Source organism: Streptomyces sp. NBC_00887, assembly GCF_045207585.1.
In genome coordinates this window covers 7,886,071-7,912,153 of the sequence record NZ_CP108788.1, presented here as the reverse complement: position 1 = coordinate 7,912,153, position 26,083 = coordinate 7,886,071, and the positions used below count along the sequence as shown (strand labels likewise).

Annotated in this window: 21 protein-coding genes; 8 read left to right on the top strand and 13 right to left on the bottom strand. The window is 70.6% G+C overall.

All coding sequences use genetic code 11. The features are described from left to right. Positions 1-225 precede the first annotated feature (225 nt). The 10 genes from OG844_RS36070 to rsmH all read right to left on the bottom strand — a co-directional run bounded on the left by OG844_RS36070 (position 226) and on the right by rsmH (position 12,966). The gene (locus OG844_RS36070) at positions 226-1,020 is read right to left on the bottom strand and encodes a cell division protein FtsQ/DivIB (protein WP_406389445.1); all 795 of its coding nucleotides are present in this window, start codon (positions 1,018-1,020) and stop codon (positions 226-228) included. A gap of 49 nt (positions 1,021-1,069) precedes the next feature. After that, positions 1,070-2,164 carry an undecaprenyldiphospho-muramoylpentapeptide beta-N-acetylglucosaminyltransferase gene (murG, locus tag OG844_RS36065; RefSeq protein WP_406389446.1) on the bottom strand — a complete coding sequence of 365 codons (1,095 nt, stop codon included), beginning with the start codon at positions 2,162-2,164 and terminating at the stop codon, positions 1,070-1,072. Positions 2,165-2,170: 6 nt separating this feature from the next. Further along, positions 2,171-3,649 carry a putative lipid II flippase FtsW gene (gene ftsW, locus OG844_RS36060; protein ID WP_406389447.1) on the bottom strand — a complete coding sequence of 493 codons (1,479 nt, stop codon included), beginning with the start codon at positions 3,647-3,649 and terminating at the stop codon, positions 2,171-2,173. Between the two features lie 115 nt (positions 3,650-3,764). After that, positions 3,765-5,198, bottom strand: a complete 1,434-nt coding sequence (gene murD / locus OG844_RS36055; protein ID WP_406389448.1) for a UDP-N-acetylmuramoyl-L-alanine--D-glutamate ligase — start codon at positions 5,196-5,198, stop codon at positions 3,765-3,767. After that, entirely contained in the window at positions 5,180-6,250 is a 1,071-nt protein-coding gene (gene mraY, locus OG844_RS36050; RefSeq protein WP_329212005.1) for a phospho-N-acetylmuramoyl-pentapeptide-transferase, read from the bottom strand. Before mraY ends, murD begins: the two co-directional genes overlap by 19 nt. Further along, positions 6,247-7,668, bottom strand: a complete 1,422-nt coding sequence (murF, locus tag OG844_RS36045; RefSeq protein ID WP_406389449.1) for a UDP-N-acetylmuramoyl-tripeptide--D-alanyl-D-alanine ligase — start codon at positions 7,666-7,668, stop codon at positions 6,247-6,249. Before murF ends, mraY begins: the two co-directional genes overlap by 4 nt. A gap of 4 nt (positions 7,669-7,672) precedes the next feature. Continuing rightward, positions 7,673-9,382 carry a UDP-N-acetylmuramoyl-L-alanyl-D-glutamate--2,6-diaminopimelate ligase gene (locus OG844_RS36040; protein ID WP_406389450.1) on the bottom strand — a complete coding sequence of 570 codons (1,710 nt, stop codon included), beginning with the start codon at positions 9,380-9,382 and terminating at the stop codon, positions 7,673-7,675. A 15-nt stretch (positions 9,383-9,397) separates the two neighbouring features. Next, complete coding sequence (locus OG844_RS36035; protein WP_406389451.1) at positions 9,398-11,401, bottom strand: peptidoglycan D,D-transpeptidase FtsI family protein; 2,004 nt, start codon at positions 11,399-11,401, stop codon at positions 9,398-9,400. Between the two features lie 4 nt (positions 11,402-11,405). Beyond that, entirely contained in the window at positions 11,406-11,951 is a 546-nt protein-coding gene (locus tag OG844_RS36030; RefSeq protein WP_406389452.1) for a septum formation initiator family protein, read from the bottom strand. A gap of 49 nt (positions 11,952-12,000) precedes the next feature. Beyond that, the gene (gene rsmH / locus OG844_RS36025) at positions 12,001-12,966 is read right to left on the bottom strand and encodes a 16S rRNA (cytosine(1402)-N(4))-methyltransferase RsmH (protein WP_406389453.1); all 966 of its coding nucleotides are present in this window, start codon (positions 12,964-12,966) and stop codon (positions 12,001-12,003) included. 408 nt (positions 12,967-13,374) lie between these two features. Between rsmH and OG844_RS36020 the strand changes: the two genes are divergently transcribed. From OG844_RS36020 to OG844_RS36005, 4 genes are all read left to right on the top strand, one after another. After that, positions 13,375-13,938: a beta-class carbonic anhydrase gene (locus tag OG844_RS36020; RefSeq protein ID WP_406389454.1), complete on the top strand. Its 564-nt coding sequence runs from the start codon at positions 13,375-13,377 to the stop codon at positions 13,936-13,938. Between the two features lie 206 nt (positions 13,939-14,144). Then, positions 14,145-15,191 (top strand): AAA family ATPase, encoded by a 1,047-nt coding sequence (locus OG844_RS36015; RefSeq protein WP_406389455.1) that lies wholly within the window; start codon positions 14,145-14,147, stop codon positions 15,189-15,191. Beyond that, the gene (locus tag OG844_RS36010) at positions 15,191-16,564 is read left to right on the top strand and encodes a DUF58 domain-containing protein (protein WP_406389456.1); all 1,374 of its coding nucleotides are present in this window, start codon (positions 15,191-15,193) and stop codon (positions 16,562-16,564) included. Before OG844_RS36015 ends, OG844_RS36010 begins: the two co-directional genes overlap by 1 nt. Continuing rightward, positions 16,561-18,981, top strand: a complete 2,421-nt coding sequence (locus OG844_RS36005; RefSeq protein WP_406389457.1) for a DUF3488 and DUF4129 domain-containing transglutaminase family protein — start codon at positions 16,561-16,563, stop codon at positions 18,979-18,981. Before OG844_RS36010 ends, OG844_RS36005 begins: the two co-directional genes overlap by 4 nt. A 343-nt stretch (positions 18,982-19,324) precedes the next feature. Here OG844_RS36005 and OG844_RS36000 read toward each other — a convergent pair whose 3' ends face one another. The 3 genes from OG844_RS36000 to OG844_RS35990 form a co-directional block, all read right to left on the bottom strand. After that, positions 19,325-19,723 (bottom strand): DUF3040 domain-containing protein, encoded by a 399-nt coding sequence (locus OG844_RS36000; RefSeq protein ID WP_406389458.1) that lies wholly within the window; start codon positions 19,721-19,723, stop codon positions 19,325-19,327. 301 nt (positions 19,724-20,024) lie between these two features. Further along, positions 20,025-20,783 carry a class I SAM-dependent methyltransferase gene (locus OG844_RS35995; RefSeq protein ID WP_406389459.1) on the bottom strand — a complete coding sequence of 253 codons (759 nt, stop codon included), beginning with the start codon at positions 20,781-20,783 and terminating at the stop codon, positions 20,025-20,027. A 129-nt stretch (positions 20,784-20,912) separates the two neighbouring features. Then, a complete protein-coding gene (locus OG844_RS35990; protein ID WP_406389460.1) occupies positions 20,913-21,434 on the bottom strand; it encodes an SAV_6107 family HEPN domain-containing protein in 522 nt (173 codons plus the stop codon). A 168-nt stretch (positions 21,435-21,602) separates the two neighbouring features. Here OG844_RS35990 and OG844_RS35985 point away from each other — a divergent pair, with 168 nt between their 5' ends. From OG844_RS35985 to OG844_RS35970, 4 genes are all read left to right on the top strand, one after another. Next, positions 21,603-22,382 carry an ATP-binding cassette domain-containing protein gene (locus tag OG844_RS35985; protein ID WP_406389462.1) on the top strand — a complete coding sequence of 260 codons (780 nt, stop codon included), beginning with the start codon at positions 21,603-21,605 and terminating at the stop codon, positions 22,380-22,382. Then, positions 22,354-24,441: a YhgE/Pip family protein gene (locus OG844_RS35980; RefSeq protein WP_406389463.1), complete on the top strand. Its 2,088-nt coding sequence runs from the start codon at positions 22,354-22,356 to the stop codon at positions 24,439-24,441. The genes OG844_RS35985 and OG844_RS35980 overlap by 29 nt, the downstream gene beginning before the upstream one ends. Positions 24,442-24,470: 29 nt before the next feature. Then, positions 24,471-25,082 carry a TetR/AcrR family transcriptional regulator gene (locus OG844_RS35975; RefSeq protein ID WP_406389464.1) on the top strand — a complete coding sequence of 204 codons (612 nt, stop codon included), beginning with the start codon at positions 24,471-24,473 and terminating at the stop codon, positions 25,080-25,082. A 356-nt stretch (positions 25,083-25,438) separates the two neighbouring features. Further along, positions 25,439-26,056 carry a DUF4126 domain-containing protein gene (locus tag OG844_RS35970; RefSeq protein ID WP_406389466.1) on the top strand — a complete coding sequence of 206 codons (618 nt, stop codon included), beginning with the start codon at positions 25,439-25,441 and terminating at the stop codon, positions 26,054-26,056. Positions 26,057-26,083: the final 27 nt, after the last annotated feature.

The following is a 26,083-nucleotide window of genomic DNA, read 5'->3' as shown; positions in this document are numbered from 1 at the left end:
CCGCGACGACGGATGCCGATTGGGACGGTCCGGACGCCGACCCGAACCCTAACGTTGAAGTTTAGGGTTACCAGTGTGTCTGCTTCTTGGACTCTTCCGAACAGGACACTAAGTCGACAAGTGGCGCACGTTCAACGAACACGCCGAACCTCCCGTTTTTCTTTTCACCCTATGTGATCACCCGTAGCGATGACCAACCAGGGTGCTGGCCAGGCCAAATGTGCGTCAACTCTTCGATACGGCCGGGGCGGTGGGTGCACTCACGTCGAAGTGCCCCGCTTTGGGCGCCGCATTCATGAGTGCGGTGAGGACTCGCGCCTTCACGGGCCCTTCTTCGGCGCTGCCCCACATCACCGTGCGCCCCCGGGTCAGTTCCAGGACGACGGAGTCGTACGACGAGATCCGTACGGCCTTCGTCTCCCCGGCCAGACGCGTCGGAAGGCCGCCCGCGACCCGGACCGCCTCCCGCAACAGACGGTCACTGCCGAAGCGGCGCAGGCTCGGCGACCGGTCGGATTCCAGTTCCAGCAGGGGCACGTGTCGCGGCGCTTCGTCCACCGTTGCGAAGCGCACGCCTTTCGCGTCCACTTCAATGAACTTTGCGCCCTTTTTCACCAACAGAACCGGCTTCCGTTCGGTCACTTTAAGTCCGATGCCGTGTGGCCATGACCGTACGACATCCACCGAGTCGATACGAGGCAACTTCTGGCGCAACCTGTCCGCCATGGCTTCGGTGTCCACGGAAATCAGCGGAGCGCCGACCGGAGCCGCCGCGGCTGCCTCCACCTCGGCCCGCGTCAGGACGTCCGTACCGGTGGTCGTCACCTGTTCCAGGCGCAGCCAGGAAGAGCCGTAGAGCACCCAGATTCCGCCTGCCGCGATCAGCGCCGCGACAACTGCGGCCAGGACCAGTCGCGTACGGCCGGTCAGCCGCCGCCCCTCGGGGCGGATGTGCGGCGGGCGGGCCGGAGTGTCGGCACGCTTGGCTGCGCCGCGCTGGGCGGTCGTCGGTCCGGCCACGCTCGCTCCTTCACCGGACCCGGGGCACGCGCCCCGGGTCCGCACCGCCTCACGCCTTGCGGCGTGCGGCAATCGCCTCGTACACCATGCCGACGAGCAGGTCGTCGGCGTCTCTGCGCCCGAACTCCGCGGCGGAACGGGACATCTCGTACAACCGGTGCGGATCCGACAGCACCGGAAGGACGTTGCCCTGCACCCACTCCGGGGTGAGCAGCGCGTCGTCCACCAGGAGACCGCCGCCCGCGTTGACCACGGGCTGGGCGTTGAGCCGCTGTTCGCCGTTGCCGATCGGCAGCGGGACGTAGGCGGCGGGCAGCCCGACGGCGGAGAGTTCGGCGACGGTCATCGCGCCGGCGCGGCAGAGCATCATGTCGGCCGCGGCGTACGCGAGGTCCATCCGGTCCACGTACGGTACCGGGATGTAGGGCGGCATCCCGGGCATGTTGTCGATGCGCGGCAATTCGTTCTTCGGGCCGACCACATGCAGGATCTGGATTCCGGACCGCTGGAGCAGCGGCGCGACCCGCTGGACCACCTCGTTGAGGTGGCGCGCGCCCTGCGAGCCGCCGGAGACCAGCAGCGTCGGCAGGTTGGGGTCGAGCCCGAAGGCCGCACGCGCCTCAGGGCGGGCCCGGGCACGGTCGAGGGTGGCGATGGTGCGCCGCAGCGGGATGCCGATGTAGCGGGCACCACGCAGCTTGCTGTCGGGGGTGGAGACGGCGACCCCGTGCGCGTAGCGCGAACCGATCTTGTTGGCCAGGCCCGGCCGGGCGTTGGCCTCGTGGACGACGATCGGCACCCCTGCCCGCTTGGCGGCGAGGTAGCCGGGCAGGGCGACGTAGCCGCCGAAGCCGACCACGCAGTCCGCCTTGGTGCGTTCCAGGATCTGCTCGGCCGCCTTGATGGTGCCGCGCAGCCGCCCCGGGACGGTGATCAGCTCAGGTGTGGGCTTGCGCGGCAGCGGCACGGCAGGGATCAGTGCCAGCTCGTACCCCCGCTCGGGTACGAGCCTGGTCTCGAGTCCGCGTTCCGTGCCGAGGGCAGTGATTCCCACGGTCGGGTCCTGCCTGCGCAGGGCGTCTGCGAGGGCAAGCGCGGGCTCGATGTGGCCGGCGGTCCCCCCACCGGCGAGTACGACATGCACCGAAATTCACCGCTCTCCGGACGGACGCTTCGTGACGCGCCGTCTCATCGTCTTCCATCTCACCCCGGGCCTCCGCATGGCCAGGGCCGCTTTCGCGGCGGGTTCCTCTCGCGCGAACGCGATCAGCAGCCCGACGGCGAACATGGTCGGCAGCAGGGCCGAACCTCCGTAGGAGAACAGCGGCAGCGGGACACCGGCGATCGGCAACAGGCCGAGCACCGCACCGATGTTGATCACGGCCTGCGCCGTGATCCAGGTGGTCACGCCTCCCGCTGCGTACCTCACGAAGGGGTCCTCCGTGCGTCCGGCCACGCGGATACCCGCATAGCCTAGGGCCGCGAACAGGGCGAGCACCGACAGCGTCCCCGCCAGACCCAGTTCCTCCCCGGTGATGGCGAAGATGAAGTCCGTGTGCGGTTCGGGGAGTTGACCCCATTTTTCCACACTCGCACCCAGCCCGGAACCGAACCATCCGCCGGAGGCCAGGGCATAGATTCCGTGCACCGCCTGCCAGCAGGAGTCGCCGGGACCCGGCTCGGAGGCACCGATGCAGCCGAGCCGTGACATCCGGTTGGGGCTGGTCTTGATCAGGACGAAGCCGATGAGCCCGGCGAAGGCGAGCACCCCGGCGAAGAGCCGGGTCGGAGCACCTGCCAGCCAGAGCAGGCCGAACAGGATCGCGGTGAGAATGATCGCAGTTCCCATGTCGCCGCCGAGCATGATCAGCCCGAGCAGCATGAAGGCGACGGGGACGAGCGGCACCAGCATGTGCTTCCACTGCGTCAGGAGCCGTTTGTCCTGTTTGCGGGCGATCAGGTCGGCGCCCCACAGAACGAGGGCGAGTTTGCCGAACTCGCTGGGCTGGAGCTGGAAGGGACCGCCCAGGTAGAGCCAGTTCTGGTTGCCGTTGACCGACATCCCTATCCCCGGAACCTGCACGAGCACCATCAGGAAGACGGATCCCATGAGGAGCGGGTAGGCCAGTGCCCTGTGCAGTTTGACGGGCATCCTGGAGGCCATCAGCAACAGCCCGGCCCCGATGACGGCGGCGAGGAACTGCTTCCGGAAGAAGTACGTACCGGGTTTGGCGAGCTCGAGCGCCTTGATCATGGAGGCGGAGTAGACCATGACGAGCCCGAGAACCGTGATCAGCAGGCTGGAGCCGAGGATCAGGTAGTACGCGGTCAGGGGGCGGTCCCAGGCCCTCCGCGCCTGCTCGTACATCCGCCGCACGGCGGCGAAGCGGGGCGGCCGGGACCCCGTGCCCGATCCGGCGCCACCGCTGCGGGGCACGGCGGGCCGCCGGGAGCCGACGGCCGGCCGGCTGCGCAGCGCGAGTCCGGGGGGCTGCGCGAGTCCGGAGGGCAGCCCGGGGCCACCGACGGCCGGCCGGGCGAGCAGGGGCGGGCTGAACGCCCGGCTGATCGCGGCGGTCACCCGTGAGCGGTCCGCTCCGCGCGGGGCTGGGCTCTCGTGGGCCGGCATTGTCGCTGTCCCCTCCACTGCTCGTGCCCGGGGCTGTTACCGGGGCGCCGGGGCCCGCGGCGGTGCCGCTCGCGCCCCGGGACTCCGGGACGGTACGACGCGGAGGCCGGGCCTGTCAGGCGCTCTCGGCGACGAGTTGGCGGACCGCGTCCGCGAACGCCTCGCCCCGCTTGTTGTAGTTGACGAACATGTCCATCGAGGCGCAGGCCGGTGCCAGCAGTACGGTGTCGCCCGGCCGGGCGAGACGTGCCGCTTCCCGGACCGCTTCGGACATCGCCCCAGTGTCGGTCCGGTCGAGGTCGACGACCGGTACCTCGGGGGCGTGTCGCGCCAGGGCTTCGCGGATCAGCGCCCGGTCGGCACCCATCAGTACGACGCCCCTCAGGCGCTTGGCCGCCCCGGTCACGAGCTCGTCGAAGGTGGCGCCCTTGGCAAGGCCGCCGGCGATCCAGACGATCGGGTCGTAGGCGGCGAGGGAGGCTTCCGCGGCGTGGGTGTTGGTCGCCTTGGAGTCGTCGATGTAGGTGACCTCGTCGACGTCCGCGATGTGCTCGATGCGGTGGGCGTCGGGGCGGAAGGCCCGCAGGCCGTCGCGTACGGCGGCCGGCTCCACGCCGAAGGCGCGGGCGAGGGCCGCGGCGGCCAGGGCGTTGGCGATGTTGTGCGGGGCCGGCGGGTTGACGTCGGAGACCTCGGCGAGCTCCTGCGCCTGCTTCTGGCGGTTGGCCACGAAGGCCCGGTCGACGAGGATGCCGTCCACCACGCCGAGCTGCGAGGGACCCGGCGTACCGAGGGTGAAGCCGATCGCCCGGCAGCCCTCCTCCACGTCGGCCTCGCGCACCAGGTCCTCGGTGGCGCCGTCCTGTGCGTTGTAGACGCAGGCGACGCTGTTGCCCTCGTAGATCCGGCCCTTGTCGGCGGCGTAACCGGACATGGAGCCGTGCCAGTCGAGGTGGTCCGGGGCCAGGTTGAGCACGGCCGCGGAGTGGGCGCGCAGGGAGGGCGACCAGTGGAGCTGGTAGCTGGAGAGTTCGACGGCGAGCACGTCGTACGTCTCCTCGCCGAGGACCGCGTCCAGGAGGGAGACGCCGATGTTGCCGACCGCGGCGGTGCGCAGCCCGGCCGCCTCCAGGATCGAGGCGAGCATCCGCACGGTCGTGGTCTTGCCGTTGGTTCCGGTGACCGCGAGCCAGGGTGCGGCATCGGGCCCCCGCAGCCGCCAGGCGAGTTCGACGTCACCCCAGACGGGGACGTCCGCCTCGGCGGCTGCCAGGAAGAGCGGCTTGTCGGGCTTCCAGCCGGGGGCCGTGACGATGAGCTCGGTGGACTCGGGCAGGGTGGCCCCGTCGCCGAGGCGCACGGTGATGCCGAGCGCCTCCAGTTCCGCCGCCTGGGCGCGGGAGCGCTCGTCGTCGCCGTCGTTGACGACGGTGACCAGCGCCCCGCGCTCGTGCAGGGCGCGGGCGGCGGGGATACCGCTGACGCCCAGTCCCGCGACGGTGACGTGCTTGCCCTGCCAGTCCGCGTTGCTCACTTCTTGGCTGCCCATCCTGCGTAGAAGAGGCCGAGTCCGACGATCACGCACATGCCCTGGATGATCCAGAAGCGGACCACGACAAGGACTTCGGACCACCCCTTGAGTTCGAAGTGGTGCTGGAGCGGTGCCATCCGGAAGACCCGCTTGCCGGTCATCTTGAACGAGCCGACCTGGATGACCACGGACATCGTGATCATCACGAAGAGGCCGCCGAGGATGGCGAGCAGGAACTCGGTGCGGGAGCAGATCGCGAGGCCCGCGAGCGCTCCGCCGAGGGCGAGCGAACCGGTGTCGCCCATGAAGATCTTCGCGGGCGAGGTGTTCCACCACAGGAAGCCGAAGCAGGCGCCCATGAGTGCCGAGGCGACGACCGCGAGGTCGAGTGGGTCGCGTACCTCGAAGCACGCTTCGGGGTTGGTCAGGGTGTTCGCGTTGGCGCAGGACTCCTGGAACTGCCACAGTCCGATGAAGGTGTACGCGCCGAAGACCATCACCGAGGCGCCGGTGGCCAGGCCGTCCAGGCCGTCCGTCAGGTTCACGCCGTTGGACATGGCGAGAATCATGAACAGCGCCCAGACGCAGAACAGCACCGGCCCGATGGACCAGCCGAAGTCCTCGACGAACGAGAGCTTGGTGGATGCCGGGGTGTTGCCGCGGATGTCCGCGAACTGCAGGGAGAGCACCGCGAAGGAGATGCCGACGATCAGCTGGCCGGCCATCTTCGCCTTGGCCCGCAGACCCAGCGATCGCTGCTTGACGATCTTGATGTAGTCGTCGAGGAAGCCGACGAGGCCCATCCCCGCCATCAGGAAAAGGACGAGGACGCCGGAGAAGCGCATCTCCTCGCCGGTGATCACCTTCGCCAGGACGTACGCGATGATCGTCGCCAGGATGAAGGCGATACCACCCATGGTGGGCGTGCCCTGTTTGCTGCCGTGGGACCGCGGGCCGTCGTCCCGGATGAACTGCCCGTAGCCCTTGCGGGCCAGGAGCTTGATCAGCAGCGGAGTGCCGACCAGGGTCAGGAAGAGCCCTATGGCCCCTGCGAAGAGGATCTGCCTCATCGGACGGCGACCTCGCCCTCGGTCGCGTTCTCCAGCAGTGCCAGGGCGACCTTCTCCAGGCCGACCGACCGGGACGCCTTCACCAGCACGACGTCTCCCGGGCGCAGTTCACTGCGCAACAGGTCGACGGCCGCCTGTGCGTCGGACACGTGCACCGACTCCTCACCCCACGAACCCTCGTTATATGCGCCCAGTTGCAGCCAGGAGGCTTCTCTTCCTCCGACAGCGACGAGCTTGCTGACGTTGAGCCGGACGGCAAGCCGTCCGACAGCGTCGTGCTCGGCGAGCGACGCGTCGCCGAGCTCGGCCATCTGACCGAGCACCGCCCACGTACGTCCCCCTCCTGCCCGTGAGGCTCTGCCCATGGCAGCCAGCGCACGCAGTGCGGCTCTCATGGATTCGGGGTTCGCGTTGTAGGCGTCATTGACGACCGTCACACCGTCCGGACGCTCGGTGACCTCCATGCGCCAGCGGGAGAGGGTGCCCGCCCCGGAGAGCGCCTCGGCGATCTCAGTCACGGACATGCCCAACTCATGGGCGACGGCGGCCGCGGCGAGCGCGTTCGACACGTGGTGCTCACCGTACAGGCGCAAGGTCACGTCGCTGCACCCGGTGGGTGTGTGGAGCGCGAAAGCGGGACGGCCGTCGTCCGTGAGCCGGACGTTCTCTCCCCGTACGTCCGCATCCGGGGCTTCTCCGAAGAGGATCACCCGCGCTTTTGTACGGGCGGACATGGCCCGCACGAGCGGATCGTCGGCGTTGAGCACGGCGACTCCGTCCTCGGGGAGGACCTCCACGAGCTCGCCCTTGGCCTGGGCGATCGCCTCCCGGCTGCCGAACTCGCCGAGGTGGGCGGTTCCCACGTTGAGGACCAGGCCGATCCTCGGCGGGGTGAGGCCGGCGAGGTAGCGGATGTGGCCGATTCCGCGGGCGCCCATCTCCAGGACGAGGTGTCGGGTCTCGGCGGTGGAGCGCAGCGCGGTGAGCGGCAGTCCGATCTCGTTGTTGAACGAGCCGAGGGTCCAGACGGTGGGTGCCTTGTGCTCGAGGAGCTGGGCGATCAGGTCCTTGGTGGACGTTTTTCCGGCCGAGCCGGTGAGCGCCACGACGGTCGTCCCGAGGCGCTCGACGACCGCACGGGCGAGCGTGCCGAGCGCCGACACGACGTCGTCGACGACGATCGCCGGGACACCGACGGGGCGGGCGGCGAGCACCGCTACCGCGCCCGCCTCGACGGCGCGCTGCGCGTAGTCGTGCCCGTCGACCCGCTCGCCGGCGAACGCGGCGAACAGGGAGCCCTCCTCCACCTCTCGGGAGTCGATGACGACGGGGCCGGTGACGGTGAGGGCCCGGTCCGGTATGTCGTGCGGCTGCCCGCCGACGATTTCGGCGATCTCGGCGAGTGAAAGGGCGATCACTTGGTCATCCCTGACTGTTGTTCTCGTGGGTGTGTGCGGCGCCCGCGCGTCCCATGGAGCGCTCGATGGCCTCGCGCAGGACCTGGCGGTCGTCGAAGGGGCGTACCACTCCGTGGATGTCCTGTCCCTGCTCGTGTCCCTTTCCGGCCACCAGTACGGTGTCGCCGGGTTCGGCGCGGGCCACCGCCGCGGCGATGGCGGCGGCGCGGTCCGCGTCGACGAGGACGTCGCCCCGTTCGTGGACGGGTACCTCCGCGGCGCCCGAGAGCATCGCGGCGAGGATGGCGAGGGGGTCCTCGGAGCGCGGGTTGTCCGAGGTCAGCACGGCGGTGTCGGCGAGCCGGGCCGCCGCCGCGCCCATCGGACCGCGTTTCGTCGTGTCACGGTCGCCGCCGCAGCCGAGCACGATGTGCACCCTGCCCTCGGTGACCTTCTGCAGGGAGCGCAGGACGGATTCGACGGCGTCGGTCTTGTGCGCGTAGTCGACGACCGCGAGGTACGGCTGTCCGGCGTCGACGCGTTCCAGCCGCCCCGGGACACCGGGGACCGCCGCGACACCGTCGGCGGCGATCTGCGGGTCGACGCCCGCGACGGCCAGGGTGACGATCGCGGCGAGGGAGTTGGCGACGTTGAACGGGCCGGGCAGCGGGGCTTTCGCGGTGATCTGCTCCCCCTTGGGGCCGATCACCGTGAAGGTGCTGCTCTGCGGGCCGACTTCGACGTCCTCGGCACGCCAGTCCGCGTCCGGGTGGCCCTCGGCGGAGAAGGTGACGACGGGGACGGTCGCCTCCGTGACCAGCCTGCGGCCGTACTCGTCGTCGAAGTTGACCACGCCGAGCCTGCTGCGCTGCGGAGTGAACAGCCTCGCCTTGGCCTGGAAGTAGTCCTCCATCCCGGAGTGGAACTCCATGTGCTCCGGGCTGAGGTTGTTGAACACGGCCACGTCGAAGACGCAGCCGTCGACCCGCCCGAGCACCAGGGCGTGGCTGGAGACCTCCATGGCGACCGCGTCGACACCGCGTTCGCGCATGACGGCGAACAGCGCCTGGAGATCGGTGGCTTCCGGGGTGGTGCGTTCCGACTTGATGCGCTCGTCGCCGATCCGCATCTCGACCGTGCCGATGAGGCCCGTACTGCGTCCGGCGCCGCGCAGACCCCCCTCGACCAGATAGGCCGTGGTGGTCTTGCCGGATGTTCCGGTGATGCCGATCTGCAGGAGACCGACGCCGGGCCGGCCGTAGATCTCGGCGGCGATGTCGCCCATCCGGCCGCGCGGGTCCTCGGTGACCAGGACGGGGATTCCGGTGGCGGCGGCGCGCTCGGCACCTGCCGGGTCGGTGAGGATCGCGGCCGCGCCGAGGCCTGCGGCCTGGGCGGCGAAGTCGGCGCCGTGGAAGCGGGCGCCGGGCAGGGCCGCGTACACGTCCCCGGGCCGCACGGCCCGGGAGTCGTGGGTGATACCGGTGACCTCACCGGATTCCTGCGGTCCGGCGCCGAGCCGGGCTGCCAGCTCTCCGAGGGAAGTCGGCCGGAGCCGGTCCGGTCGGGGCGCTCCCGGATAGTTCACAGGCGCGTCCTTCTGAGTGGTTTGGAACTGATCGGCGTGGGGCACGGCGGTGAGCGTACCGGGCGGACCCGGCCTCTCGCGAAGCGAGGGCCCAGGTTTGCGGTACTTCTCGTTCCGGTTCCGGTGATCCGGGGTGATCGTCGTCACTGAGGACATTCCGAGTCACTCGCCGGGCTTGAAGGACACCGGCAGCCTGGCGGGATCGCTGCCGGACGGTGCGGTCTGGAGCGTCTTCAGCGCGAACTCCATGACTTTCTTGTAGATCGGACCGCAGATCTGGCCGCCGAAGTAGCTGCCCCTGGTGGGGTTCTGGATGGCGCAGTAGACGGTGATCTGCGGGTCGTCGGCGGGGGCGAAGCCCGCGAAGGACGCCGTGTAGCCCTTGTAGATGCCGCGCACGGGATCCACACGGTTGGCCGTACCGGTCTTGCCCGCGACTCGGTAGCCCGGGATGTGCGCCTTCGTCCCGGTTCCCTCGCGGTCGTCGACCACGGACTCGAGCATGTTCGCCAGGGTCTTCGCCGTCTTCTCGCTGACCACCCGGGTCCGTTCGGGCGCGGCTCCAGCGGTGTAGCGGCCGTCCGCGCCCTTGGTCCCGCGGACGAGGGTCGGCTCGATCCTGACCCCTCCGTTGGCGATGGTCTGGTACACCGACGCCGCCTGCATGGCGTTGAGCGAGAGGCCCTGGCCGAACGGGATCGTGTACTGCTGCGAGGTGGACCAGTCGTGCGGCTTGGCGAGGATGCCCGGCGACTCGCCCGGGTAGTCCAGCCCCGTGGTGCTGCCGATGCCGAATTTGCGCAGGTACGAGTGGAGGACCTTGTTGGCCTCGGTCTGCGTCCTGCCGAGCTGTCCGGTGGCCAGGATCGTGCCGATGTTGCTCGACTTGGCGAGTACGCCGTTGAGCGTGAGGTACCAGGTGGGGTGGTCGATGTCGTCCCTGAACAGCCGGTCCCCCCGGTGCAGCCGGTTGGGGACGGTGACGTGGGTACCGGGGGTCGCGGCGCCCTCCTCCAGTACCGCGGCCATGGACATGACCTTGCTCGTGGACCCGGGCTCGTACACGTCCTGGAGCGCCGCGTTCCCGAGAGCCGCCGAGTTGACCTGCGAGAGGTCGTTCGGGTCGTAGCCGGGGGCGTTGGCCATGGCCAGCACCTCGCCGGTCCTCGTGTTCTGGACGATCACATAGCCGCGGTCCGCCCTGGACTTCTTCACCTGGTCGGCGATGGCCCGCTGGGCGGCCCACTGGATGTCGCGGTCGATCGTCAGCTCGATGTCGGTGCCCGCGACGGCCGGGATCTCCTTGGTACCCGCGGTCGGTACGGGGCGGCCGCCGGCCTGGGCGTACCGGATCTTGCCGTTCTCGCCCTCGAGCCGGCCGTTCAGCTGGGCTTCCAGTCCGCCGCCGCCCTTGCCCTCGGCGTTGACGAATCCCAGTATCCCGGCGGCGAGATCGCCGTTCGGGTAGACCCGCCTGGTGGTGGGCTCCTGGAGGACTCCGGCTAGGACGTTCGCTCCCGTGCCGCCGTCGGCCTTGTCCTTCGCCGCCTTCTCGGCGAACACGGACTTGAGGTCCTTGATCTGCTTCCAGACCTGCGGGGTCTGCCTGCGGGCCAGCACGGTGTAGCGGCTGTCGGGGGCCGAGAGCTTCTTCGTCAGTTCCGCGGCGTCCTTGCCGAGGATCGGGGCGAGCAGGGCCGCCGCCTGGTGCGGCGCGTCGGGGGCCTTGCTGTCCTCGGGGGTGAACAACTTGGGGTCGGCCGTGATGTCGTGCGCGTCGACGCTGGTCGCCAGGGCGATGCCGCTGCGGTCGGTGATCTCACCGCGCTCGGCGGCGATCGTGTACTCGAGATAGCGGTTCTTCTCCGCCTTGGCCGAGTACGTGCCGGCGTCGACCGCCTGCACCTGGAGCAGCCGGACGACGAACGCCAGCATGACGAGCGTCAGGCAGAGGCTGATCAGGCGCAGCCGTGGGCGCGGGCTGCCCAGGCGGATGGACTGCGGGGAGCCTCCGCGAGACGCCGTTCCCCGCGGGCGCCGCGACGACGGACGCGGGCGCCCGGCCCCGGGACGGGCGGAGGGCCGGGGGCGGCCGCTTCCGCCTGCCGCCTTACGGGGACGCGCGGGGCCGGGCACACGGCGGCGCGGCGGTTCCTTGGACGGCACTGCGTCACCTGCCGGAGCTCGTCGGGGGCAAAGTCGTGGGAGTCGCGGACGGCGGCGGGGCGGCTGCGGAACCGGAGGGAGACGGGGGTACGGACCCTGGCGGCGAGGCGGTCACCGGGGGCCGGCCCGCGCTGCCCGCCGGGCTCGTGTCCGGTTTCGGGGCTGCGGCGGGGGACAGCTCAGCGGTGACGCGCTCGGGAACGCCGCGGATGGTGCCGTCCGGGTTCAGGAACACGGGGCTGCCGCCGGGCACCATCCCGAGTTCCCGGGCGCGCCGTTCGAGCGCGTCCGGCTCCGAGTAGCTGTCGACGTCGCGCTGCAAGGCCTGCTGCTCGTCGGTGAGATCGGTGGTCTCCCGCTTCAGCTTGCTCAGCCTGAACGATCCTTCGTTGAGCGCCGAGTTCAGCAGGAGCAGCGAGATCAGGCCACCGGTGAGGAGCAGCACGACCAGCAGGACGAAGGGGGTACGGGCCGCCTTGCTCGGGCCCGACGGCATCAGCCGGGCGAGCCTTCCCGCCCGCCCCTTCAACTGCTCGGCCGCCTTGGTCACCGCAGTTCCCCCGCCTTCCCCGGTGTCTCCTCGGCCCTGTGGTGCGCGCTCATCGCTCCTCCGCGCGGATCCGCTGGGCGCCGCGCAACCGGGCGGGGGCGGCCCGCCGGTTCTCGGCGACCTCCTCCTCGGTGGGCAGCTCCGCTCCGCGGGTCAGCAGCTTCAGCCGGGGCTGGTAGCGCTCGGGTACGACGGGCAGACCGGGCGGCGCCGTGTTGGCCGCGCCGGCCGCGAAGACCTGCTTGACCAGCCGGTCCTCCAGCGAGTGGTACGAGAGGACGGCGATGCGGCCGTCCACCGCGAGGCTCCCCACAGCGGCCGGAACGGCTCGCTCCAGGACGGTGAGCTCCCCGTTGACCTCGATGCGCAGTGCCTGGAAGGTGCGCTTGGCCGGATTGCCTCCGGTGCGCTTGGCGGCCTGGGGCAGCGAGTCCCGGATGAGCTCCACGAGGCGGGCGCTGTTGGTGAACGGTTCCTTCTCGCGCTCGCGTACGACGGCGGAGACGATCCGCTTGGCCTGCTTCTCCTCGCCGTACGCGCGGAGGATCCGTACGAGCTCGCCCGGCGCGTAGGTGTTGAGCACCTCTGCCGCGCCGATGCCCGTCGTCTGGTCCATGCGCATGTCGAGCGGGGCGTCCTGGGCGTACGCGAACCCTCGGTCCGCCTCGTCCAGTTGCATGGAGGAGACGCCGAGGTCGAAGAGCACGCCCTGGACCTTGGGGACGCCGAGCCGGTCGAGCACCTCGGGCAGTTCGTCGTAGACGGCGTGGACCAGCGTGGCCCGGTCGCCGAACGGGGCGAGGCGCTCGCCGGAGAGCCGCAGCGCCTCCTTGTCGCGATCCAGCGCGATCAGCCGGACCGCCGGGAAGGCGGCGAGCAGGGCCTCGCTGTGCCCGCCGAGCCCGAGGGTGCAGTCCACGACCACCGGTGGCTGCGGTCCTGCCACCTCCAGAGCCGGGGCCAACAGGTCCAGGCACCGCTGGAGCATCACCGGGACATGTCGGGTCTGGCTCAATGCGCCCTCTCAGGCTCAGTCCCGTGTGGCCGCACGTGCGGTCTGGTCCCCGCCCGCTCGGAAGGGGAGGCCCGCCGGCGCCGGGGAAGGGGCGTCGGCCGACCGGCGAGCGGGAGAGGGCCGGGCCGCATGTACGCCGCACATCACGGGGAATTCGAAACGTGCTGAAATATGCAGAATGTGCAGGCGTGTCGGTAACTTCGCGTCACTTTAGTCCACCCTGCCATTCGATCGATTCACGATCAACGAACCGGACAGCGCGTCGCACCACCCTCTGCGGACCCGGGACTCACCCGTGCGGGTGCAGGACTGTGAGGTCTGTGGATTACCTCACAACAAGTCTCGTTGACGTTCTTTGTCCCCTTCCACAGCACGCCGATGGCGACCGTGACAGCTAACGTCGTATCCATGTCGACTTCCGCGCAGTCTTCCGCCGAGCCCATTGCTTCCACGACAGGGACGGCCCGTTCGGGCGGTACGGTCACCGACCGGCTGGTCGAAGCGAACGCCCGTTATGCGGACGAGTTCAGCGACCCCGGCATGGACGCGCGACCGGTGCTCCACGTCGCCGTCGTCGCCTGCATGGACGCCCGCCTCGACCTCCACAAGGCGCTCGGCCTGGAGCTCGGCGACTGCCACACCATCCGCAACGCGGGCGGTGTGGTCACGGACGACGTCATCCGGTCGCTGACCATCAGCCAGCGGGCGCTCGGCACCCGCAGCGTCATACTCATCCACCACACGAACTGCGGCCTCGAATCGCTCACCGAGGACTTCCGGCAGGAGCTGGAGCACGAGGTCGGGCAGCGGCCGGTCTGGGCGGTCGAGGCCTACAAGGACGCGGACCAGGACGTACGGCAGTCGATGCAGCGCGTGCGCACCTCGCCGTTCCTCCTGCACACGGACGACATCCGGGGGTTCGTCTTCGACGTGACGACCGGCCTGCTCCGCGAGATCCTTCCCGCCTCCTGACTCTCCGGCCCCGGCTCACCCATCGACATACGGGCCACACCCGACATATCGCGCCCACTTATCCACAGGCGAGTGACACGAAGCGGTAACGGCAACAAGAATGCGGGTGTGACACCTCTCCGGGTCTTCCGGAGAGTGTCCGTATTTCGGGGCGGGCCGGGCAGCTTTGCGTGTCGGCCCGTGCACAAGGGGCCGAGGAGGGCCGGGTGACGACCTATGACGATCGAGCGAGCCTCACAGATCTGACCACCACAGTGGAGCAGGTGCGCAGGTCGGTGGAAGGTGTGATCGAGGGCAAGCCTGAGGTCGTACGGCTTTCGCTGACCGTATTGCTCGCGGAGGGACACCTCCTCATCGAAGATGTGCCCGGGGTCGGCAAGACGATGCTGGCCAAGGCGCTGGCGCGGTCCATCGACTGCTCGGTGCGGCGTATCCAGTTCACGCCCGACCTGCTGCCTTCGGACATCACCGGGGTGTCGATCTTCGATCAGCAGCGACGGGACTTCGAGTTCAAGCCGGGCGCGATCTTCGCCCAGATCGTGATCGGCGACGAGATCAACCGAGCGTCGCCCAAGACCCAGTCCGCGCTGCTGGAGTCGATGGAGGAACGTCAGGTCACGATCGACGGCCAGACCTACGAACTGCCCAACCCGTTCATGGTGGTGGCCACCCAGAACCCGGTGGAGATGGAAGGCACCTATCCGCTGCCCGAGGCGCAGCGCGACCGGTTCATGGCCCGGGTGTCGATCGGTTACCCCAGCCCGGAGGCCGAGCTCCAGATGCTGGACGTACACGGCGGGGTCTCACCGCTGGACGACCTGCAGCCGGTGGCGCACGCCCACGACATCGTGAAGCTGATCGACGCGGTGCGCACGGTCCACGTGGCCGATTCCGTGCGCCGGTACGCGGTGGACCTCGTCGGGGCCACCCGTCAGCACCCGGATCTCAGACTCGGGGCCTCGCCCCGCGCCACCCTCCACCTCCTGCGTGCGGCGAAGGCCTCGGCGGCCCTCAGCGGGCGGGAATACGCCCTGCCGGACGACGTCCAGGCCCTCGCGGTGGCCGTGCTCGCGCACCGGCTGCTGCCCACGGCCCAGGCACAGCTCAACCGGCGCACGGCGGAGCAGGTCGTGCTGGAGATCCTTCAGCGCATCCCCGTGCCGACGTCCGGTGCCGTCACGGCTGCCCCGGCGGCGCCGCAGCACCAGCCCGGCCGCCCGGTCTACGGCCAGCCCGGCGTACGGCGGCTGTGATGGCGGCCGGGGTTCCCGGTCCCGTGGACGACGGCGACGACAAGGGCAGCCTGCGTGCGGCTCTGAACGGTCTGACGACACGGGGGCGGTCCTTCCTGGCCGCCGGTGTCGCCGCCGCGGTCTGCGCCTATGTGCTGGGCCAGGGTGACCTGCTGCGGGTCGGACTGCTGCTGGCGGTGCTGCCCCTGGTCTGCGTGACCGTGCTCTGCCGCACCCACTACCGGGTCGCGGGAAGCCGGCGGCTGGCGCCGTCCCGGGTGCCCACGGGCTCGGAGGCCCGGGTCCACCTGCGGATGGACAATCTGTCCCGGCTGCCCACGGGCCTGCTGATGCTCCAGGACCAGGTGCCGTACGTGCTGGGTCCCCGGCCCCGGTTCGTACTCGACCGGGTGGAGGCGGGCGGCAAGCGTGAGGTGTCCTACCGGGTCAGGTCCGATCTGCGCGGACGTTACCCGCTCGGTCCGCTGCAGTTGCGGCTCAGCGACCCGTTCGGGATGTGCGAGCTGACCCGTTCCTTCAGCGCGTACGACACCCTCGTCGTCATACCGCGCACCGAGGCACTGCCGACGCTGAGGCTGGCGGGCGAGGCCTCCGGGTACGGCGAGGGGCGGCAGCGTTCACTGGCGCTGGCCGGTGAGGACGACATCATTCCCCGCGGCTACCGGCACGGGGACGATCTGCGGCGGGTGCACTGGCGCTCCACCGCGCGCTACGGCGAGCTGATGGTGCGCCGCGAGGAGCAGCCGCAGCGGGCCAGGTGCACGGTTCTGCTGGACACCCGGCGGATCGCGTTCCGGGGGGCAGGTCCGGACTCCGCCTTCGAGTGGGCGGTGTCGGCGGCTGCCTCCTCTCTTGTGCACATGCTGGAGCGCGGCTTCGCCGTGCGTCTGCTGACGGACGACGGCGGTTCCGTGCCGGGCGAGGGCTCCGACGGATTCGCCGGGGCGACCCAGGGGTCCGCGGACTCGGCGGGGCTGATGATGGACACCCTCGCGGTCGTCGACCACTCCGACGGGGGCGGTCTGTCCCGCGCCTACGACGTGCTGCGCGGGGGCAACGAGGGTCTGCTGCTGGCGTTCTTCGGTGATCTGGACGAGGAGCAGACGGCGTTGGCTGCCCGTATGCGGCAACGCAGCGGCGCCGCTGTGGCGTTCGTGCTGGACAGTTCGGAATGGGTGCGCGACGGGGACAAGGTGCCTCCCGCGCCGGCCGACGACCGCTTGAGGTTGCTGCGCGAGGCGGGCTGGACCGCGGTGGCGGTGCCGGCCGGGGCGGAGTTCTCCCGGCTGTGGCAGCAGGCGGGCCGGCAGGACTCCGGCCCTCACCCGGCAGCGGCCGGCGGAACGACAGGGTTCTCTGGGGGATGGTCATGAGCGGTCGTACGCGGCTGACGCTGTGCGCCTTTGTGGCGACGCTGATGGCGGCGGGGGCTCTGCTGCCGCTGGTCGAGACGGCGAAGTGGCTCGTCCAGGCCGCTTTCCTGCTGGGGATCCAGAGCGGTGTGGGTGCGCTCACCCGCCGGGTGCCGCTCGCACGGATTCTGACGGTCTCCGCGCAGTTGCTGGTCACGCTGCTGCTGCTGACGATGGCCTTCGCCTCGGAGGAGGCGCTGTTCGGTCTGTTCCCCGGACCCGAGGCCGTGCAGCGGCTGGCGGACCTGCTGACGGCGGGCGCCGACGACGTCGGCCGGTACGCCATACCCGCTCCGGCGTCCGACGGCATCCGGTTGATGCTGATCGGCGGCGTGCTGCTGATCGGGCTCGCCGTGGATGCTCTCGCGGTGACCTTCCGTACCGCGGCGCCTGCCGGGCTGCCTCTGCTGGCGCTCTACTCGGTCGCGGCGGGGCTCAGCGACGGAGGAGCGGGCTGGCTCTGGTTCCTGCTCGCCGCGTGCGGCTATCTGCTCCTGCTGCTGGCCGAGGGCCGTGACCGGCTGTCCCAGTGGGGGCGGGTCTTCAGCGGTACGTCCCGCTCGTCGGGCGGTCTGGCGGCCGGGCTGGAAGGGCCTTCGGGCCCTCTGGCGCCGGTCCGCACGGGGCGTCGCATCGGTGCGGTGGCGCTGGGCATCGCCCTGGTGGTCCCTGCGGCGCTGCCCGCCCTGGACGGCGGGCTGCTGGGCGGCACGGGCGGCGGTACGGGCAAGGGCACCGGCGGGGGCACGATCTCCGCGGTCAACCCGCTGGTCTCGCTGCAGAACAACCTGAACCAGCCGGAGAACCGGCAGGTGATGTCGTACCGCACCGACTCGGCGAACCCCGAAGACTTCTATCTGCGCATCCAGGCCCTGGATCAGTTCAACGGGAGCGAGTGGCGGCCTTCGACCCGCCGTCTGAAGGATGTGCCCGACCGGTTGCCGCAGCCGGCCGGGCTGGGCTCCGACGTCGCCTTCACGGAGATCCTGACGAACATCTCCGCTTCGGGCTCGTACCGGCAGACGTATCTGCCGCTCCCTTATCCGGCGAGCGAGGTGGACATCAGCGGTCGCTGGCGGTTCGAACCGGAGGGACGCACCCTTGTCGGGGACGACGGCCAGACGACGCGAGGCGTCCGGTACGAGGTGAGCAGTCTGCTCGTGCAGCCGACGGCCGACCAGCTCGCCGGGGCGCTGGCTCCGCGTTCGGAGCTGGCGCGTGAGTACACCCGGGTGCCCGGCTCGCTGCCCGACGTGGTCCTGAAGACCGCCGAACGGGTGACGAAGGGGGCGGCCAACGGATACGAGCAGGCCGTCAAGCTCCAGGACTGGTTCGCGTCGGGGGGCGGTTTCCGTTACGACACGACGGTGACGTCGGGGACCGGCACGGCGGCGATCGAGCGGTTCCTCAAGGACAGGGAAGGCTTCTGCGTCCACTTCTCGTTCACGATGGCCGCGATGGCCAGGACGCTGGGCATTCCGGCGCGGGTCGCTGTGGGCTTCACACCCGGCACGGTCCAGGCGGACGGTTCCGTGTCGGTCGGGCTGCGTGATGCGCACGCCTGGCCGGAGCTGTATTTCGAAGGGGTGGGCTGGACCCGCTTCGAGCCGACCCCGTCCCGGGGCACCACCCCCTCGTACACCAGGCAGGACGTTTCCCCGGACGACACGAACGATCAGGCGCTGCCCTCCGCGGGTGCCTCCTCAGCGCCCACGGCCGCTCCGTCCGCCTCGGAATCGTGCCCGGCACAGATGCGCCGCCAGGGTGAGTGCGGTGCGTCGGCGGCTCCCGGTGCGCTGGACTCGGCCGATCCGGGGACGCCCACGGGAACCGTGGTTCTGGTGGTGCTGGGTGCCCTTCTGGTGCTCGTCATCCCGTTCCTGCCGATGCTCTGGCGTCTTCGGGCCCGTGCACGGCGGCTGGGCTCCTCCGGTGGCCGTACGCCCGCGGATGCCACGGCCAGGGTCATGGCCGCGTGGCGGGAACTCACGGACACGGCCTGGGACCACGGCATCGAACCCGACGAGTCGCAGACGCCGCGCAAGGCCGCGGCACGCCTCGTACGGCTGGGGAAGCTCACCGGCACGGCGGCGTCCGCGGCCCACCGGGTGGCGGGCGCGGTGGAGCAGGTGCTGTACGCGCCCGAGCCCCTGGCACCGGCCGGTTCGGCCGAGGACGTCCTGGCCGTCCAGGCGGGGCTGCGAGGCTCGGCCGGCCGCCTGGGACGGCTGCGCGCGACGGTCGCGCCACGTTCGGCCGTTCGGGTGATCTGGACGATTTCGGAACGCCGCGCGGCGTTCCGCCTGCGGTGGATGGACCGTCCTGGCCGGGAGCGCTGGGCCACCCGCCTGCGCCGCCCCTCCCGCCAGCAGGGCTGACCGCCGGGACCCGGACAAGGACCGGCGGCCCGGGGTCAGGCGGCAACCGGCTGCCCGGGGGCAGGCAGCCCGAGCGAGGACCGGCGGGAGCCGGGGGCCAGGGCCAGGCGGCGACCGGGTGGGCGCCGGGGCCGACAGCCCGAGTCGAGGACCGGCGGGAGCCGAGGGCCCTGGACCGGTGGGGGCCAGGACCGGCAGCCCGGGCGACGGGTGGCGGCGCACATGACGAGTGAGGGGCGGCCGCAGAGATGCGGCCGCCCCTCACTCATGAGTCCTGCAGCAAGTTTCGGTGTTCACGGTACGGATCAGGGCCGGGCGGACCGATGCCTGCCGAACCGGGGGTTCACTGGCCCTGTTCGTCGCGGCGGCGCTGCCACCGTTGCTCGATCCGGTTCATCATCGACCGGCGCTGCTTGGGATGTCGGCGTTCGCCTCCGCCCCCGCTCCCCGTCTGCGGCTGCTCGCCGGGCTTGGGCGCCTTGCGCCACCCGGTGACAACCAGCACGGCGCAGCCCAGCATGACCAGGAATCCCACCACGCTGATCCAGGTCTGCTTAAAGACCATTCCGGCCATGAGGAGCGCGATACCCACCAGAAAACCGGCCACCGCCTGGTAGACCCGTCGCCGGGTGTACCTGCGCAGCCCGCTTCCCTCAAGCGCTGTCGCGAACTTGGGATCTTCGGCGTACAGCGCTCGCTCCATCTGCTCGAGCATTCGCTGCTCGTGCTCCGAGAGCGGCACGGAGTCCTCCTCGTCGTCGGCCGCGGGGGGCGACCGGTATGCGGCCCTTCCAGAATAGGCAGGGATTCGCCCCCGTGAAACCCGCCCTCTAGCCATAGCCAGTCCGGACCGCCATGTCGGCCGGCTGCTGAGGCGTAGATTCCCCGACCGCCGATCCGTCATGCCGGATGGTGTCACCCGATCATACGGGGCCTGCGCCCCGATCGGGTGTTCTGGGCCGTACTCCGTCTGCAGCTGCGTTGCTGATCAGCCGTGCTCCGGTCGCTCCACGGCCACGTTTCGGCCGTGTCCGCGTCATGGCTCAGACGCGCTTCTCGCCCAGAACGTGCAGCTGGGTCGCCACCGAATGGAACGCCGGCAGTTCCGCGACGGCTGCCTCCAGCCTCAGGAGCGCATCGAGCGCGCCGGGCTCGGTGTCCACGAGAACCCCCGGCACGAGGTCCGCGAAGACCCGCACGCCGTGGACCGCGCCGACCTCTACCCCCGCGGCCGACACCAGCTCGGCGAGCTGGTCGGCGGTGAACCTGCGGGGCACGGGGTCGCCCTCCCCCCATCGTCCCGAAGGGTCCGTCAGCGCCTGCTTGGCCTCGGTGAAGTGCCCGGCGAGCGCGCGGGCCAGGACGGCACCGCCGAGCCCGGCACCCAGCAGGCTGAGCGCGCCGGAGGGACGGAGCGCGTCGACCGCGATCCGTACGCCTTCGGCGGGGTCGTCCACGTACTCCAGGACGCCGTGGCACAGGACCGCGTCGTAGCCGGTGCGCTCCACGACGTCGAACAGGCCGAGGATGTCGCCCTGGACGCCGCGGACCCGGTCGGCCACCCCGGCCTCGGCGGCGCGGCGCTCCAGCGCGAACAGCGCGTTGGGGCTGGGGTCGACGACGGTGACCCGGTGACCGAGACGGGCGACGGGCACCGCGAAGTTGCCGGTGCCGCCGCCCGTGTCCAGCACGTCCAGGGCGTCCCTGCCGGTCGCCTTGACGCGGCGCTCCAGAGTGTCCTTCAGGACCTCCCAGACCACGGCGGTACGGAGGGAGGCACGGGGGCGCAGCTGGTCCGACACGGCAGTTGACTCCTCGGCACGATGCCGCCACGGACGGCGGAGCGTGAACGGTGCAGGTGGTACGGGCTCTCCACCCTATTGCCTTGCACCGCCGTCCCGGTCACCCCGCGTCGGACCACCTCCCGACTGTTACCGGGGCCGGTCCTTGCGGGGTTGCGGAAGGACCGGCTGGAGCGCCAGTAGCCGCTCGACCAGACGCAGGAACATGGCGGCGTCCCGCAGCAGATCGTCGGCGTCACGGCTGGTGGCCGCGCCCGGTATCCCGGCCTCCGCCCGGGCCCTGCGCCGGGCCCCGGAGGCGAACAGGGCGCTCCATTCGGTGAGTTCGGGCGCTATTTCCGGCAGGACTTCCCAGGCGCTGCGGATCCTCTCCCGGCGGCGCCTGCTGGTTTCGGGACGGCCACGGGCGGCGAGCACGGCGGCTGCCGTACGCAGCGCGGCGAGGTGAGCGGTGGCGTACCGCTCGTTGGGCACGTCGAGTACGGCGGCCTCGTCCAGGCCGGAACGGGCCTGGACGAGCAGATCGAGAGCGGCGGGCGGCGCAGTGGTGCGACGCCTAACGGGGTGGACGTCGGTTGCCGGACCGGTCAGTGAGGGGGCAGGGCTGCCTGCGCGGCGCCGTGGAGCGGCGGCTGCGGACGAGCTGGCCATGACGAACCTCCTGTCGTCGTGTGACGGCTTCGTGGCCGTATGTATCCATCGTGACGGCCACCACTGACAATCCCTTCCGTACCGCCACTGACCTGGCACTTTGCTTCGAGCGCGAGTTCGGGCTAGCTTTTTGCACTGACTGGTCAGTGCAAAATGGGGGGTGGGGTTGTGGACAGCCCGCACGGGGCGGAAGTGAGCGCCGAGGACTTCGGGCTCGAAGGGCCGCGCGGCTGGGCCTTCCGGGGTGTGGACTTCACCGCGGATCCCGGGACGCTCGTCGCGATCGAGGGCCCGTCCGGGTCGGGCCGCACGTGCCTGCTGCTCGCGCTCACCGGCCGGATGCGCTCCACTCAGGGGCACGCGGAGGTCGGCGGTCTGCGCGTGCCCGGCCGGCTCGCCGCCGTCCGAAGGATCAGCGCGCTGGGCCCGGTGCCCGGGGTCAGCGAACTCGACCCCGCCTTCACCGTCGCCGAGCATCTGCGCGAACGGGCCCTGCTGCAGCGCCGCTTCGACGGATCGCTGCGCACCCTGCTGGAGCCCCGGGCCCGGCGGACCGCGACGGCCCGGGCGACCGTCGACGCCGCGCTGGAGGCCGTCCGCCTGGACACCTCGGCCCTGCCCAAGGCCGAACGGACCTCCGTACGGGACCTGGAGCGGCTCGAAGCCCTGCGGCTGTCCGTCGCCCTTGCGCTGATGGCCCGGCCCCGGCTCCTCGCGGTGGACGACACCGACCTCAAGCTCTCGGACGCGGACCGTGCCGAGGCCTGGGCCCTGCTGGGCGCCCTCGCGGACGCCGGGACGACGGTGCTCGCCGTGTGCAGCGAGGCACCTGAGAACGCGTTCACCGTACGGACCGGAACCCCCGACACCAGCGAGAACGCACCGACCGAGGACGACACGACCGGAGAGGGGACGGCCGATGCGATCGCCGAAACTGGCCGCGCTTGAGCTGAGGCGTTTCGGAAGGGGCCGGATGCCGCGGGCCGCACTGGTGGCCCTCCTGCTGCTCCCCCTGCTGTACGGCGCCCTGTACCTGTGGTCCTTCTGGGATCCGTACGGGCGGCTCGACAGGATCCCCGTCGCGCTCGTCAACGACGACAAGGGCGCTAGCGCGGAGGGCAAGCGCGTCGCGGCAGGTGACGAGATAGCCGGCAGGCTCCTCGACTCCAAGGTCTTCGACTGGCACGAGGTCGACTCCGCCGAGGCCCGCAGGGGCGTCGAGGACGGAACGTACTACCTCTCTCTGACCATGCCGGCCGACTTCAGCAGGCGGATCGCATCGAGTTCCGGCGACTCCCCCGAGACGGGCGCCCTGCAGGTCCGTACGAACGACGCCAACAACTACATCGTCGGGCAGATCTCCCGGACCGTGTTCGCCGAGGTCCGCAGCGCCGCGTCGACGAAGGCCTCGCGCGGTTTCCTCGACCGGATCTTCATCAACTTCTCCGGCCTCCACGACGCGACGGCGAAGGCCGCCGCGGGCGCCGACGACCTCAAGGGCGGCGTCGCCAGGGCGAAGAAGGGCTCGAAGGACCTCGCGGTCGGGCTCAAGGACGCCAAGTCGGGCAGCGGCACGCTGTCCGCCGGGATCGTCAGGCTCAACAAGGGCGCCGGCGACCTCGAGACCGGATCCCGGCAGGTCGCCTCCGGTACCCAGCTCCTCGCCGACAAGGTCAACAAGGTGGCCGGCGATGTCCGTCCGTTCCTGAAGGACAACGGCAGGACGATCGGGGACACGGCGCGGCTGGTCGCCGACTCCTCGAAGACCGTGCGGGACAACCTCGACCTGCTGGTCGAGGCCGCGCCCACCGCGTCGGCCGCCGCACACGCGGCCTCCGACGATCTGGCCGACGTCCACCGCATCCGCTGCACGGAGCAGCCGCTGCCCGACCCCGGTGTGTGCCCGCAGCTGAAGCGCGCCAAGACCGCGGCTGCCGATGTCGCGAAGGTCTCCGACGACCTGAACACCCTGGTCACCAACCAGAACGGGGACCTGAAGAAGCTGCGCGCCCAGCTGACCACCCTTCAGAAGCAGGCCGACGCCCTCGCCAGGCGCTCGCCGAACCTGGACACGGACCTGGAGTCCGCCGTCTCGAAGATCAACTCGCTCAACACCGGTGCCCACAAGGTCGCCAAGGGCGCCGACGCACTCCACACGGGGCTCGGCACCGCGAAGACCGGGTCCGCGGATCTGGACAGCGGGCTCTCGAAGCTCAAGAAAGGGGCCAAGAGTCTGGACGGCGGGCTGTTCCGGCTCAGTGACGGGTCCGCGACCCTGGCCCAGGGGCTGAACGACGGTGTCGGCAGGATCCCCGACTACGACAAGAAGGACCGCGACGCCCGTACCGGTGTCATGGCCGACCCCGTGCAGCTTGCCTCCTCGTCGCTGCACGCGGCTCCCAACTACGGCACCGGCTTCGCCCCGTACTTCATCCCGCTCTCCCTCTGGGTGGGGGCGATGGTGGCGTACATGCTGATCCAGCCGCTCAACCGGCGCGCGCTCGCGGCCGGTGCACCGGCCTGGCGCATCGCCTTCGCCGGCTGGCTGCCGGTCGCCGCCATCGGCCTGCTCCAGGTCGTCGCCCTGATGTCCGTGCTGCACTGGCGGCTCGGCCTGCAGATGGCGCACGCCGCCGGGACGATCGGCTTCCTGGCCCTGGTCACCTGCTGCTTCGCCGCGATCGTCCAGTGGCTGAACGCCCGCTTCGGCGCGGCGGGAAGGATCCTCGTGCTGGCGGTGCTGATGCTCCAGCTGACCTCCGCAGGCGGCACGTACCCCGTCCAGACCAGCCCCGGCTTCTTCGGCGCGATCCACCCCTACCTGCCGATGACGTACGTCGTGGAGGGGCTGCGCAGGCTGATCACCGGGGGTGGTCTCGGACCGGTCTGGCAGGCCTGCGCCGTGCTGCTGGCCTTCACCGCGGGCGCTCTGGCACTGACCGCGCTCTCCGCCCGCCGCAAGCAGGTGTGGACCCTGGACCGGCTGCATCCGGAGCTCAGTCTGTGAGCTCGCCGGGACCTGTGAGAATCGACCGTATGGACAGCAGTAGCACCACACGCCGCAAGGCCACGCGGCAGAAGCTCTACGAGGCGGCTGTGACCCTCATCGCGGAGAAGGGCTTCTCGGCGACCACGGTGGACGAGATCGCCGAGCGTGCCGGGGTGGCCAAGGGCACGGTCTACTACAACTTCAAGAGCAAGACCGAACTCTTCGAGGAGCTGCTGCGGCACGGCGTCGGACTGCTCACGCAGTCGCTCCGCTCCGCGGCCGAGGAGACCGACGAGCGCGACGGCACCCGGGTGGAGGCCCTCGACGCGATGATCCGGGCCGGTCTGGTCTTCATCGACCGCTACCCGGCCTTCACCCAGCTGTACGTCGCCGAGCTCTGGCGCACCAACCGCGCCTGGCAGTCGACACTCCTGGTGCTGCGCCAGGAAGCCGTCGCGGTCGTCGAGGGGGTGCTCCGGGAAGGTGTCGCGAACGGTGAGCTCAGCGAGGAGATCGACATCCAACTGACGGCCGCCGCCCTCGTCGGGATGGTCCTCGTGGCGGCGCTCGACTGGCAGGCGTTCCAGCCGGAGCGCTCGATCGACGATGTGCACTCGGCCCTGTCCCTGCTGCTGCACGGGCGCGTCAGCGGACGCTGAGGAGACCCGGGAGCACACGGCACACGAAGACGCCGGCCCGGTGGCATTCGATCCCCCTCGAATGCCACCGGACCGGCGTCTTCGGTGCTTCCGCGGCGCCCTTCCCCGTGACCCCGATTCCCCCGTGGTCCCCGGGCTCCGCGTCGTACACCCCCGTTGCGTCCGGAGTGCCGCACCGTTCCGCCGCCCCGTGCCGGCGGTCCGGGCGCTGCGCCCCTTCCGTGGTCTCCACTCTGCCGTCCGTGCAGGTGGGAGCCCATCCGCGTCCCTACTCATCTCCCCCACTAGGTACACATACTCAGAGCTGTGTGCGGGAGCCCACCCGGGGCGGACGGCGACTGGTTACGATCGCGTCCGTGTCCGTACTCCCCCTGGTGTTCACGAGTGGCTGGGCGAGCGGGATCAACGCCTACGCGGTGGTCCTGCTGTTCGGCATCTTCGGCGCGACCGGACTCACCGACGAGGTGCCCGAGTCGCTGCAGCGCACCGATGTGCTCGTGACGGCCGGGGTGCTCTTCCTGTTCGAGGCGGTGGCCGACAAGATCCCCTACGTGGACTCGGCCTGGGACGCGGTCCATACGGTCGTGCGTCCGGTCGCCGGGGCGGTCGTCGCGGCGCTGCTGGCGGGCGAGAGCGGATCGCTGCCGGAGCTCGCGGCCGCGGCGGTCGGCGGTTCCACCGCGCTGATGAGCCATCTGGTGAAGGCGGGCACCAGGATGGCGGTCAACACCTCGCCCGAACCGTTCAGCAACGTCGCGGTGAGCGTCGCGGAGGACCTCGGCGTCGCCGGGATCATCACGTTCGCCATGTTCAACCCCGTGGCCGCGGCCGTCATCGCCGCGACACTTCTGGTGCTCGGCCTGGTGATACTGGTCTTCCTCGCCTCGCGTATCCGCCGCTTCCTGCGTCGCAGAGCACAGCGACGCGAAGAGAAACGCATGGCGGCAACGGGCGGGCACCGGCCTCACGAGTGAGCTGTCGGTGCCACCCCTTAGGGTCAC

Coding starts and splice junctions, on each gene's coding strand:
- OG844_RS35990 (WP_406389460.1), bottom strand. CDS start 21,434: ATGGCCAGCTCGTCCGCAGCCGCCGCTCCACGGCGCCGCGCAGGCAGC.
- OG844_RS36010 (WP_406389456.1), top strand. CDS start 15,191: ATGGCGGCCGGGGTTCCCGGTCCCGTGGACGACGGCGACGACAAGGGC.
- ftsW (WP_406389447.1), bottom strand. CDS start 3,649: ATGCCGGCCCACGAGAGCCCAGCCCCGCGCGGAGCGGACCGCTCACGG.
- OG844_RS36020 (WP_406389454.1), top strand. CDS start 13,375: ATGTCGACTTCCGCGCAGTCTTCCGCCGAGCCCATTGCTTCCACGACA.
- murD (WP_406389448.1), bottom strand. CDS start 5,198: ATGGGCAGCCAAGAAGTGAGCAACGCGGACTGGCAGGGCAAGCACGTC.
- OG844_RS36005 (WP_406389457.1), top strand. CDS start 16,561: ATGAGCGGTCGTACGCGGCTGACGCTGTGCGCCTTTGTGGCGACGCTG.
- OG844_RS35980 (WP_406389463.1), top strand. CDS start 22,354: ATGCGATCGCCGAAACTGGCCGCGCTTGAGCTGAGGCGTTTCGGAAGG.
- mraY (WP_329212005.1), bottom strand. CDS start 6,250: ATGAGGCAGATCCTCTTCGCAGGGGCCATAGGGCTCTTCCTGACCCTG.
- OG844_RS35975 (WP_406389464.1), top strand. CDS start 24,471: ATGGACAGCAGTAGCACCACACGCCGCAAGGCCACGCGGCAGAAGCTC.